The sequence below is a fragment of the Paenibacillus sp. CMAA1364 genome (genome assembly GCF_054373195.1).
Genome location: NZ_JBITNB010000029.1, coordinates 18,006 through 31,805 on the forward strand (window position 1 = coordinate 18,006; position 13,800 = coordinate 31,805).

10 protein-coding genes are annotated in these 13,800 nt (G+C 40.1%); all 10 read right to left on the reverse strand.

Going from position 1 to position 13,800, the window contains the following annotated elements; genetic code table 11:
• Nucleotides 1-79 precede the first annotated feature (79 nt).
• Nucleotides 80-1,765: a type 2 periplasmic-binding domain-containing protein gene (locus ACH8E3_RS14370; RefSeq protein WP_458633336.1), complete on the reverse strand. Its 1,686-nt coding sequence runs from the start codon at nt 1,763-1,765 to the stop codon at nt 80-82.
• A 98-nt stretch (nt 1,766-1,863) separates the two neighbouring features.
• Entirely contained in the window at nt 1,864-2,754 is an 891-nt protein-coding gene (locus ACH8E3_RS14375; protein WP_458633337.1) for a carbohydrate ABC transporter permease, read from the reverse strand.
• 20 nt (nt 2,755-2,774) lie between these two features.
• Nucleotides 2,775-3,752 (reverse strand): ABC transporter permease, encoded by a 978-nt coding sequence (locus ACH8E3_RS14380; protein ID WP_458633363.1) that lies wholly within the window; start codon nt 3,750-3,752, stop codon nt 2,775-2,777.
• A gap of 220 nt (nt 3,753-3,972) precedes the next feature.
• Entirely contained in the window at nt 3,973-7,194 is a 3,222-nt protein-coding gene (locus ACH8E3_RS14385) for a cellobiose phosphorylase (RefSeq protein WP_458633338.1), read from the reverse strand.
• Between the two features lie 114 nt (nt 7,195-7,308).
• Nucleotides 7,309-8,328, reverse strand: a complete 1,020-nt coding sequence (locus ACH8E3_RS14390) for a LacI family DNA-binding transcriptional regulator (RefSeq protein WP_458633339.1) — start codon at nt 8,326-8,328, stop codon at nt 7,309-7,311.
• Nucleotides 8,329-8,457: 129 nt separating this feature from the next.
• Entirely contained in the window at nt 8,458-9,393 is a 936-nt protein-coding gene (locus tag ACH8E3_RS14395; RefSeq protein WP_458633364.1) for a carbamate kinase family protein, read from the reverse strand.
• A 266-nt stretch (nt 9,394-9,659) separates the two neighbouring features.
• Nucleotides 9,660-10,196 (reverse strand): methyltransferase domain-containing protein, encoded by a 537-nt coding sequence (locus ACH8E3_RS14400; RefSeq protein ID WP_458633340.1) that lies wholly within the window; start codon nt 10,194-10,196, stop codon nt 9,660-9,662.
• Nucleotides 10,197-10,338: 142 nt separating this feature from the next.
• Entirely contained in the window at nt 10,339-12,930 is a 2,592-nt protein-coding gene (locus ACH8E3_RS14405; RefSeq protein ID WP_458633341.1) for a beta-N-acetylglucosaminidase domain-containing protein, read from the reverse strand.
• Nucleotides 12,931-13,039: 109 nt separating this feature from the next.
• Nucleotides 13,040-13,351, reverse strand: coding sequence for a hypothetical protein (locus ACH8E3_RS14410; protein ID WP_458633342.1), 312 nt, complete (start codon nt 13,349-13,351; stop codon nt 13,040-13,042).
• Nucleotides 13,352-13,780 carry a GNAT family N-acetyltransferase gene (locus ACH8E3_RS14415; protein ID WP_458633343.1) on the reverse strand — a complete coding sequence of 143 codons (429 nt, stop codon included), beginning with the start codon at nt 13,778-13,780 and terminating at the stop codon, nt 13,352-13,354.
• Between the last annotated feature and the right edge of the window lie 20 nt (nt 13,781-13,800).

Sequence of the window (13,800 nt, forward strand, 5' to 3'; positions counted from 1 at the left end):
TCTACAGCACTCTCCATTCTCTTTGAAACAGCCCCGATCCCACGGTTTCGCGGGTATCGGGGCTCTATTATCTATACGGTTATTTAAGGAATTCTGCAAGCTTCTTCACGTTATCTTCATATTTCTTTTGTTGGAATGCAGCTACTTGATCCAAACCATCTTTCTTACGTTTCTCTTGATACTCATTCCAAATTTTATCGAACTCAGCATCCGATGGTGCCATAAGAAGCTTAGGTAGCGTCTTACCAAATAACTGTCCAAGCTTCAAATTAATGATACCCTCTGGAGAATTCCCAGTCGGATTCAGTAGTTCGAATTCAGATGCACTCACCGTCTTACCTCTAGTCCAATCTTTGATAGATTTGAACGGTTCAGCTGATTCTGGTTCCCATTGATCTGTGATGTTCGTATTCATTAACATCCAGAATGTGAAGGCTCCACCATTCTCTTTGTCAAATGCAGACCGATCTTTCTTTAGTAAAGCTAATTGGTCAGGTAAGAACTGATCAACTCCATCAATTGTATCATAACTGAATCCTTTTTCTCCTAAGAATAAATCTTTATTTCCTTCTTCACTGTTCAAATAACTTAGGAAACGAATAGCACGTGCTTTGTCTTTAACATTCTTAGAAATCAAAGTTAATGTCCAGCCGGAAATACCAGGACCGTCTAGTGTAGGTGGGTCTAAATTAAGGTTAGCTGGTCCATCAACAGCGATATACACTGAATTCGGATCTGTATTATAGAGCGAATTCAATTGAGCTTCCATGTCCTTCCACTGATAGATCAAGGCGAAGTAACGACCTTGTGCAAGTTTCTCTTCCATTTGTGGACGTTTGTCTATGAAGATATCCTTCGCCAACAATCCATCTTGGTTGGCCTGACGCATTGTTTTCAACCAACTCACATATTCAGGGTCTGTAGAGCGATCATAGAGTTGACCATCCTTCGCTTTCGGGATAGCTAACAAGTTCTGAATATAGTGTTCTAGAGAAGCATTACCGGTATCTCCGAACTCATGTAAACCTAGTGGAATCAACGGTTGTCCGTTCACGGAAGGAAATTTTTCCTTAGCCATTTGTAGCGCTTTCAGGAATCCCTCTTGAGTACGCATATCCGGACTACCAATCGCTTCGTACATATCTTTACGCACTAGAAACGATTGGTTAGAGATATAGCTATCTCCATATTTCTCATAATCTTTCGGAGAAGACGATGCGTTTGGATAACCATACACATTACCATCAGGTTTTGTATACCATGATAACTTAGCTGCATCAGAAGCTGTGAAGAAGTACGGATCGTATTCATCAGCTAGTTCATTAAGTGGAAGTACCAATTCACCGTCAATCATCTTTTGAATGGCATCTTCTCCATTGCCTAACGTAATGAAATCAGGAAGATTGCCAGACGCGATGAGCGTATTCAACTTCTCATTCTCATTACCTGCTGGAATGATAAAGTTAATATCTACACCTGTCTTTTTCGTAATATATTGTGACGTCGGATCTACACCCCATTTATTCGCAAACCAAGAGAAGTTCAGATACCAATCAAATGTGATCGGTGAAGTATCTTGTTGCCAACCTGGTGTGTCTGCTGACAATTGTTGAACAACTGGCGTTTCCTCCGGCTTGTCGTTGGCAGCTTTATTGCCATTGTTGCTACTTACGTTGCTGTTCCCAGAAGAACAAGCCGCTGTAGACACGACTACAACCAATGCTACTAGCGATAATATGCTACGCTTCCAATAATTGATTTTCATTGTCTTACCCCTTTTCGTTAATAGTATCTTACTATGCTGTGTATATTACAACTCTTACCGCCCATAGACGGTAAGAGGAACTACCTAGAAGTGATAGACTAACCTTTGATTGAACCAATCATCATCCCTTTAACAAAGTACTTCTGTAGGAAAGGGTATACGAACACAATCGGGAGTGTCGTGACAACCATCGTCGCCAATTTGATGGATTGGGATGTCACTGTTTTGGTTCCCGCACTTCCTTGAACCGCAGACATCATTTGACTAGAACTCGATTGCGCAACGACTCGGTACAGGTACGTTTGAATAGGCTGTAGATCCGTGTTGTTGATATAGATCATTCCCGTGAAATAATCATTCCACTGAAATACACCATGGAATAACGCAATGGTCGCAATAACAGGCATAGATACCGGAAGAACGACTCTCAGAAAGATAGACCAATCGTTCGCTCCATCTATTCTAGCAGCTTCTTCTAACCCTTCAGGAATTTCCCGGAAGAATGTCATGAAGATGATAAGATCAAAGAAACTGAACATAAAAGGAATGATATATACAAGGAAATTATCCAGTAAGTGAAGATCCTTGATCAATAAGAATGTTGGGATCAATCCCCCCCCGAAGAACAGGGTCACAGTACCGATTAGAATATAGAGTTTGCCTCCAATGAGTCCTCTTCGCGAGAATGCATATGCAACCATCGCTGTAAAGAACACATGCACCACTGTTCCGATCGCCGTCTTAGCTACCGTGACACCCATAGCAATCATAATACCTGGACTTTCTAATACCGCTTTAAAATTCTCGATGCTAAACATTCTTGGCCACCAATAAATACCACCGCGTAAAGCATCTGTACCATTATTAAAGGCGTTGACCAAAACATACCATATTGGGTATAAGGTAACGAAACATATAAGGATCATACCGATCGTGTTGATTAGATCGAATAGGGCCTCACTTTTCGTTCTGCGTTGAAGAGTAAACATAGTGTATGAGCCTCCTTCTTCTAAAACAACGACGTATCGTTGAGTTTTTTAGTTACTTTATTCGCAACAAGTAGTAAAATCATTGCTATGACAGCCTTAAGCAATCCAATAGCAGTAGAATATGAATACCGACCTGACAGTAAACCAGTTTGATATACATAGTAATCAATAACGTTACTTGCACTGTCATTCAATGAGTTACGCAAGACTAGTACCTGATCGAAATTAGAGTTAAGTACACCGCTGACTGCTAGAATGAATAGAATGCTAATCGTACCTTTAATCGATGGTAATGTAATATACCACATTTTCTGAAATCGTCCTGCACCATCAATTGTTGCTGCCTCATACATTTCAGGGGATACACTTGATATCGCAGCTAGATAGATAATCGCTGACCAACCTAGCTCCTTCCATATATCTGAAGTAATAATGATGGTCCAGAAATAACTAGGTTCAGCTAGATAAGTGATTGGTTCTTTAATAAGATGTAGTGCGAGTAATACGTTATTAATAACTCCTATATCAGACAACCATGTTGTGAGAATGCCTCCCAATACAACCCATGAGAGAAAGTGCGGCAAATAGGATATCGTCTGTACAAATTTCTTGAACCTGATAGACCGTAGTTCATTCAAAAAGAGCGCAAATATAATAGGTAATGGGAATCCAATTAATAATTTGAAGAAACTCATACCCAACGTATTTCTAATTACATTAGGTAAATTATCATCATCTAGAAACTCTCTAAAGTGCTCTAGCCCCACCCAAGGCGCCTCAGATATCGTCCGTATGATGTCATAATCTTTAAAAGCAATAACGAGACTAGTCATTGGGAGGTAGTTGAATATAATCATCCATACGACGCCAAGTAGAGCCATGGTCTGCAAATGCCTTTGATTGTAAAATCTCTTCAACCAATTACGTGTTGATATTGGCTTCGTTGACTGAATTTGCTGTGAAGAATGTTCTTTATTTATTGTAGGTTCCATTTCCATCATTCCTTACCTCCATGCTGTTTAATTTTCTCTGTCTCTATAGGAGCGCTTACACTCTAATACTGATTCTGCTTATATTTCTATAGTACGTTTATTCCATCACCGACATAAGGCTTCATATTTCGTATTTAGGGTCTCATTTTTCGGATATAGGATAGTGCAACAAAAAACCTGACGGAAATTGCACCGTCAGGTCATTAAGTCTGTTATTAATGCAATTCTAATCCATGAAGACCTCTATTTCTTTTACTTCCCGGTTACGTACCGCCAGTGCCTCTGCTCCTTGAATAACAGCTTTACTATATTCAACTACAGTACCGTCATGTTTAAGCAACTTCATCCTACTTATCTTGGCAGCGTTAATACCAAATGTATCTGCTCGGCGGGAATTATAGTAAGTCACTTGTGTGCTTCCTAGGAATGTAAAGGAGATTTTCCCTGATTCATCGAATAACCAGCTTGGTAATGCTGGAGTAAGGGTAAGTGTTAACTCTCCATCAATCACGGAATAGACATTCTTACCTACCATCATCATTCTCCACATGCTTAGAAATTCCGCTGTTGACCCACTCAATCTAGCAACGAAACCTCTTCCATGCACATTAGGATCTGGATTACCTCCTGTTGCAATAAATGACGAGTTTTCTAATGTACTACGTCCATATATAGCCGGATCCAAGAAAGGAACAAGGGATGTCTTCAGTTCCTCGAAATACTGCTCATATAGACCTGCCTTCAATAACCCCAAAAGGTATTTATAAGTCATGTGTAGAAAATTAGATTCTCGTTCTAACCAACCTGATGTAAATGCACGAATACGTCCAATATCATGTCCTTCTGCATCCAAATGAACAGATGTTTGATACATTTGTGTCTTGTGATCATACATCTCCGTCTTCTTAATTCGGTCATACATATCTTCGATCTGTTGCGGATCATTCAGGGTCTTCATCCAGCGTGTTGGGCCTTCAAGGAAATGGGGCAGCGCATACACTTGGAAACTCTTCACTTTCGCTCTTGGAAGCTCACTCTTACCTACATTCAATTCTCCGTTCACATCTACTAATCTTTCAAACTCCGTAGCTTCAAACCGGAAATACGTAGGTGTGATTCCATTACCTAGTTCTATGGCTTTCACAATTCCTTGATCTACTTTAACTAAGAATGCGCTGAATCCTTCCTCGATCAACTTCATTGAAACCTCACGTTCTACTCCTGTAATTCCGAAACGTATGCGCTCCCGATAAGCTTCACGTTCAGAAGACGTCTGGTCCCAATAAGTGAATGCATCGAGCTTTCCTTCTTGATAGCGTACTACATTACGGTGAACAGCGCTGAACAGTTCAGCCATTTCCTCGGGTAAACAGATAGACTTCTCGCTGAATTCCTTCGCACTTTCTAACAAAAACAACATCATACGCTTCAATTCAAATGTCTCACTCATACCTGAACCAAATAACCCCGGTAGTCCATTCATTGCGTCATTCCAGCCTGGCTTGTTCGCTTCCATCTCCACACCCATACCATATGGATCTAATGTAGAGAACTTAATTAAAGCTAACGATGCGATTTTGCTAAAGAGATTTGTATGATATACCTTACCCATACCGTTCTCTGTCTGCAACCAGTTCGTATCGTTCATTCTACGTCCAAGACGTTTTAACTTCTCCTCGTCCTCCACTAACGCATCATACTGCCTAACTTGGTCATTGATCACAACATACTTCTTAGACCGAGGCTGAACATAAGCAGCACTATCGTAAAAGCCATAGGTATTATCCGCAAAAAGGAGATCTTCCTTCTTGTCTGGGAAAATATCCAGATAACCATCAACCAAGTCCATATTGTAAGTCCAATGATCAGACCAGAACCCTTCACTGAAACCGGCTTCGATATGCTGCTGCGAAAGAGCCAGTACTCCGCTTAGCAGTCGTTCTTCACTTACTTGAAGTTGTACGTTGTGAACTGCTATGAAATTAATAATGGCACCTGGTGTAAACTTCTCACTACATAATGCTATCAGTTCCTCATGTTGATCTGCTACAGCATCGTTAACCCATTCCTTAAGCTTACTTTCATTCTCTGAAAGAACTTTAAAGCTACATCCCTGTACACTAAGTGGATTATAACCATCTGCCTGTATTAGACTAAAGAACATTTTGATATTAAACGTGCCTACTTTAGGATTGAAAAATACATCATTGCGGCGGTTCTGATTCATGTCGCGGAAATTCCCATTTCCCTGAGAGTAATATTCCGGAGCCAATGAGAAGAAATTGTAATCCCGTTCTAGATCTCCATGCTTACGAGAGTATAGATGTACAACAAACCCTTCTCCCTCATTGTCAAAAATAAACGGATACCCTCCACGCAGGAAATTATCCATATATGACTGCTTCGCATAAGCATCAAATAGTTCGGATGACGTATGCGTGGCAATATCTGCTGTCAAATCTTCAACTAAATGACTCGCTTCTTCCTTCTTACGAGAAATATATTCTACAGAACATAGGGTATCTACCCTAGCGTTAATTCTCTCAATGTCATTCACGTGGCCGATGATTGTATTCAGTGATAGACTTTCGCCAGGATTAAGAGACTTCGCTAATCCACTAAAACCACATGGCACTTTATTAACTGGATATTGTGGTTGCTTAGCAAGTTCAGCAAGTGAAGCACTGGCAAAATTATCGGGATACAGCAGTGATGTATTAAGACCAAACACAACTTCGAAATCTACAATTGGGGATATTTGCTCTCCTTCCCCATTAAATGATAAGTAGAAATGTCCACTCGTCACTTCACTGACGCGCGCCTCATCTGCAGTACTGGAACGTACGTGATAGAATGGAATATCATGCTCTAGATTATATACTTCCATCCAACTGCGCAGAAGGTTGCCTACCTCTTTGAATCCACCATTCTCTACGCCATACGGAAGAATCTCAGGCATCCCATCTAACAGTTCTAATTGAATAGGTTGATTACTAATGTTAATGATCTCAACCTGACGGACCAAAGCGGCATAATCATCATTCGGTAAATTGAAATAATTCACAATCGTCTTTAGTCCATATGCTTCATGTGTCTCTTCGATTGTGAGTCCGTTCGGAGATATTCTCATCACACGAGAAGCGGAGCCATCTGGACGAGCAGTTTGAAAAGGTTCATAGACACTTTCTTGTCCTTGTATTTTAATAAATGTCCGAAATCCATTCGCTGCAACGTTTTTGTAAGTGATACTAGCTGGTGAGAACTCCATGATAGCTGAATTTTTATCTCGTATTCCAAAACTACATACGCCTTGACCCCGATTAACATAAAATGTCCACATCGGAATACCCTTTAAACCGGCCATTCCAGGTAGGAAACTTGAAAATGGCTTAGCTTGGTCAAATTGCTCAATAACAAACGTATTTTTCTCATAATAATATTTTGACATAGTGATTCACTCCAATTCAGAAATAATGATTATTAATTATTTGTTGTAATGCAGGGATCGAAACCGGTTTCGAAAATGGACAAAAAATAAAATAGTATGTTTCTACGTTGTATCTTACGTCTTTTTCGCAACAAAGGTACAAGAATCCCTAACGATCAACCTTACAGGTAACATCCTTGATTCTAGCACATGTAGTGGGTCGTCAATCGAACGTATCAACATTTCAGCGGCCTCACACCCCATAAGTGAAGTATCTTGCGCAATAGTTGTTAACGCAGGTGTAATGTATTGAGAAAGCTCAATATTATCAAACCCTATTATGGACAAATCTTGTGGAATACTGAGCCCTCGCTCTTTAGCAGCCCTCATTGCCCCTAGTGCTAAATGGTCCCCAGCAACAAACACAGCAGTCGGTGGATCTTGTAAGTCCAAGAGCTCCATCATTGCAACGTAACCACTCTCAATGGAATAGTAACTGCTATGTACGATGTAAGACTCTTGTATCTTCATACCCAGATGCTTCATTGCCATCTCAAATCCATACGCACGACTCGAGCCAGCAAATGTATTCATCCCCCCTGAAATATGAGCAATTCTACGATGTCCCAGTGAATGTAAATACTCGACTGCCAAAAGGCTTCCTTCTTGGTTATCAGAATACAAAGTATGAGCTTGCGAGGTCTCATGATCTAAGATAACGCACGGAATATCACTATCCAGAAGTTCCTGGAAATAAGGATCTCCATAATCTGATAAAATAACAACAACGCCGTCCACACCTCTGATCTTGCAATTCTCCAGATACCCGCTCTCTTTTCCTCCCACATCCTTAGAAATAAACATCAGCGCATACCCCTTGGATACCGCTACTTGCTTAAAACTATTGATGACTGCACTAAAGAAAGGATGCTGTATTCCGATCCCGGAAGATTCAACAAATAGCACACCAATCGTCCAAGACTTCTTCGTTGTCAAAGTACGTGCATGAGCATTAGGCAAATAACCAAGATCTTTGGCTGCTTGCAGAATAGTCTTGCGAGTCTGTTCTCTCACATCTGTGTAGTTATTGAATACTTTTGAGACTGTCGTAGGTGAATATCCTGTCTTCTTAGCAATATCATAAATCGTGGTCATTCTTGGAATTCACTCCTGTTGCAATTAGCCTATGGCTCATTCTTAATTTGCATTCTAATCGTTTATATTAAAGACGTCAATTCATTTATCAAAATCGCATTGTTTTTATATTTCATACATTCCATACAATTACCAATTCACAATATGAGTGCCACCGTTGTTATTCATTGCATCTTTTAACCTATCAGGACTCGTTATGATGACTATTCGATCCTTCTTGTTCAAGAAAGAAAGGCTGGCTTCAATCTTAGGTAGCATACTTCCTCTAGGGAAATGACCTTCTTGTATATAACGTTTCATCGTTTCCGTCGTAACTATTTCTAATGCCATTTGATTGGTTTGCCCGAAGTTAGTATACACGTTAGGTACCGCTGTCGTAATAATTAAGCCATCTGCATCAATCTGGTCGGCCAATAGACTGCTAGCTAGATCTTTATCTATAACCGCATCGATTCCCTGATATGTCTTTTTCTCGTTCCTAACGACCGGGATACCCCCGCCACCCACAGCAATTACAACATAACCGGACTCAATAAGTGATTTGATCACATCTTTCTCTACGATATGAATTGGCTTCGGTGAAGGAACGACTCTGCGATAGCCACGTCCAGAATCTTCGATCATCACCCAATCCGGGTGTTCTAGCCGTATTTCGTCCGCTTGTTCAAGTGTATAGAAGGAACCTACAGGTTTCGTAGGATGGAGTAGATTCGAATCATCCTTACTTACTTCTACTTGGGTAATAATCGTAACTACTTTCTTATCTAATCCTCGGGTGATGAATTCATTGGTTAATGCTTGCTGGATGAGATATCCAATGCCTCCTTGTGTATCTGCCACGCAATGAACTAAGGGGACGGCATGCAGCCCTATGATCTCATGTGCTACTTCGCTTCTTCTTAGTGCAAAGCCAACCTGGGGTCCATTACCATGTGTTACAACTAGCTCATGACCGTCTTGCACCATATCTGCTATATGAATAGCTATCTCACATACCGCTTCATATTGATCTTCAACGGATTCACGTCCATTGGATTTCACTAAAGAGTTGCCACCAATTGCCATAATATATGTACCCACTGGATGCCTCCTATATGTATGTCATATTTCTAAGCTTGATCCAACTTATCTTGATAATACGAAACCCAGCCGAAGGGAATCCTTGGCTAGGTTTCATCGTTTATTGTGAAATTATATATATTACGCTCTTTTTTATTTCTTCTGATGGTTGTGATAACCTTTGTCTTAGAGATTATTGCAATTGATCTCTATTCTACTACATAACCCATATGCTGGATATGGGTAGTGGAATTATGCATCTGAAGACTGAATTATCCATCTGTTTTTTCGATGACACAAAAATGGTACTTTATATCCGCTTCAACATAGGAAACATCATTCTCATAGATAATTTGTATCGTGTTACCATAATCATTGATGATTTTCAGAAACTCAGATTCCTTATCTTTTATAATACAATTAATAAACTGATTACCTGAAGACATTTCATCTAATATTTTTATGACTAAGCCTTTTTCCTTCGCACAATCATTCTTGTAGAAATGAAGCATACTGTTCATAAAAATGGTATCGTACGGAATGGTATTAAATGTGTAAATATCGTGTAAAACAGTTTTTACCTCAGGACATTTATCATGTATATCATTCAGCCCAACTACAGACACATCTACCGCAGTAACATCAAATCTCATATGAAAAAACGGAATACTATCCCTACCTTGACCTGCCCCTAAATCACACAGCGTTCCTCTTTTTTTAGATTTCAGAAAGTATTCCACCATTTCAGGATAAGGGTTCCCAAAATAATTCATCTCTTGGTAATAATTATCATAATCGTAGATGCTCATATAAACCACTCCATTTCTATATACGCTTGGAACATAGAAGCTATTGTTCCAATGTAACTCATTTCGTTGGTTTGGAATCATCGTGAAAGCTGACTGATTGTGATGTCTTTATTATACGAAAAAGACGACTTGTTACCTCAATCTATATTCCCTTCGATGTTCTGACACTTGGCAGATAGTTACCAGACGTTCTCTCTACAAATATTCTGTCTCCAGATTCATGTAGAGCAACACCTTCAAATACAATCTGATCGGTGTCTTCAGAAATTGGCGCAGATACAGCAAATGGTGCTGCCTCATCGAGTGAACGGTATAGGGAGATGACATCACCCTTATTCACATTACTAATGGTGATATGCCCATTCTTCTCGATGTGAATCTCAGAAGTGAGCACTTTGCGTGATTGATCAGGATAACGCTCGTCAAATAACTCAAAAGCATAGATGCGCGTATGTCCACTTCCTTCTATACTAATCTGGGCCGGCTCGACAATTTGCAATCGAATATATCTCGCGGTTACTTCATTCAGAAGTACACGATTCATGACATCCCCTTTATTGTCAGCTACTTCATCAATGAGTTTAAAATGTTCCCCATCTAGGCTTGCGAGAATTTGTGCATGCTTGGTATTTAGAATTTTTGCTTCTTTGGCCAATGGATGCCCACAATTGATAATGCGATATTGTTTGATGGTTGTAGGTTGTTGTAAATCGACGGTGAGATGAGGTCTGAATTCTGTTGAACACCATTTCCCGCTATTGATCGTACCATCAATCGTTTTATCTGCACTTTCATTGTCATTCACACTGCTTGAGGCGGTGACGGTAACCCCAAGGGATTGTAGAGCAATATTGTTCATATCATACTTAAGCGTTAGTGCCTTTTGTTCTGTTCGTGCCGTAATGGCTGTTAACGTAATCATGTCTATGATAAAAGGTTGGATAACGAATGTACCTACATCGACTGTGAAATCTTGCGGCACTTCTTCTTTTAACCTATGGACTTTACACTGTTCCATCGAATGATATAGGCTCAGAGCCACTTCATTCTTATGTTCCATTTCTAGCAAGTCACCCGTCTGCAAGGCTATCACTGCATCCATCACACTTTGTGCCGATTGTGCCATGATTCTGAATGCATCCACAAAAGGATCGAGTTCTTTGACCAATTGTACATTCAGACATTGCTCTTGGATACGGTCTGCAGCTGTTTCCATTCTTGTGAATTGTGCCCGCAAGGTATTCACTAATTCGGATACATCCCGCCCTTGTTCCAAGCCAGATTTCAACTTGGTGATATCATCTCTCAAATACCAAGACTCATCGAACACAAAGTCTCCACTCACACCACCATCATCTTTTAAATAACAGCAGTTGGATGCAAAGATCTCTAAGTCTTCCGCCACTTCAGGCGCTAGCGCCTTGAATGATGCTGTAAAGCTAGTATCACAGTTAAAGGCATCTGTATTCCAGTTATGGTCGGCAATGCAGAATAATGCCTGTTTGGACGCTTGGGGTTGGTTCATTGGATTCGAAAAGAAACCATTCACATTGTTCAGATCGGAGCTTAAATTCTCAATTTTGCCCATGAGTATTTTGGAATCACAGTAATCATTCACGGGGTAGTTCCACCATACGGATAAATTCCGATCCGAGCCAATCTCTCTTGTGGGAGAATCATATTGCTCTTTGGAGATATTAGACATCGTCGCAGCGCCCGTCCACATCACTTCCACATCTTCATGCAAGGTTTCTAAAAAGGGTTTGAAGTATTCGGTCATCGATGGACCCCATGCTTCACAATATCGTGTACCCACGGTGAGTAGCGGTCTAATATCCCCTTTGGCCTTGATAAATTCAGTATCAATACTGTTAATAAACGTCGCCTGCTCTATGCCATTGGGAACCCCAACAAGGTCATCGAACAATATACCAAATTGACGGACACCCAGCGTATACAGCTGTTCTAGCTTGTGGATCGCCGCTTGATAGTCTTCTTCTGAAGAAAGGTCAATGGTATCCCCAGGGTGAATCGTCCACACGAAATTCAGATTGTTGGCATGTCCAGCTACTGCAAGTTCAGCAATTTCCTGTGCTTTCTCTGCAGGATATACATTTCTCCAATGTTTTCTGTGGTAAGGGTCATCCTTGGGCGCATAAATGAATGTATTTAACTTCTGTTTACCACCGAATGTCATCAGATCCATGCGATCTTCATGACTCCAAGGGAATCCGTAGAACCCCTCAATGTAACCACGATAGAGAATTTCAGGGTAATCGGTAATCACACATTTCTGTACGATATGATCTGTTAATTGACTCAATATATGATTCAAAGTCACCACACCATAATGAATCCCGTCGCTGTCATGACCAATAATGGCAATATTACAAAAGGCATCCCCGTTAATTACAAGTGTATATCCTTCTGTATGCGTCATCTCAGAGATAGGGTCTGGATGAATGTTCGCTAACGAATCTGCGTTCATCTGTTCTTGGTTGGAAAGATAGATATTCGTCTTGCCCTCTACGAATGCATCTGACACGTCATATGTATAGCCATTCATGGCTAAAGCTTCTTTCAGTTTAGGCAGTGTGGCCACTTTCAAATCCGATGGAGCCACGATATGAACACAGTCAGTGATCTGTACCTCGCCTTCATATCGAATCACATGCTGTGGAACTGGATTAATATCATATAGGTTGTTTGTACTTCCGCTTACTTTGTTGTTCATCGTAACTGTCCTCTCTTCTTGGAGTTAACGTATATCGGCTTATGAATCAGCTACTGTATACAGTAGGATGATCATCTCATATAAGGAGGGTGTGTTTCCAGTATTGTGGTTAACTGTGTAAATCTGCGTTTAATTCAACCTTTTCTTGTATTACGATTTCTAATCCACCGAACTTTTTCGTGAACTTGTTATACACTACAGCTATTAACATACTAAATACCCCATATATACCAAGTAAGAAAACTGGAATAATAATATAAGGAATACCTATATACAGTAATTCTGTCTGTCCAAGGACTATACCTAGGATTGTCATCAATATACCGATTAAAGACATGATTGCCAGTGGAATACATGCAATGTAGAGTGTAGCCTTAAATGCGCTTATAGCTCCAATTTCTTTGATTTCAATTCTTTTCATTTATATCTCTCCTTTTGTATCCTTTGAATAAATCAAGATATCATTTCTTCTTTTCCATTCTGAATTATTCCAATACTGATTGCCCATTACATTATTTTCATAGACCATTAAATGACACTTCATAATCCCTGCCTTCTTTAATGAATGCAATACACTTTCAACTAATCCCTTTCCAATTCCGCTTTTCCTGTACTCTTTCAAAACTGCCACATGATAGAGAAAACCTCTTCTTCCATCGTGACCGCATAGAACAGTTCCTATAATCTTTTCTCCATCTATACATACATAACTATGTCCATCATTTCTTGTTAAGAAGCTTTCAATTGATTCCTCAGAATCAGCCTCGCTCAGTCCCATTCCATCTGTATTCGACCAAAGATCAAAAACTTCCCAATAATCGTTCATGTTCATCTCACGAATTTGAACCATATCAACAAATCACATCCAGT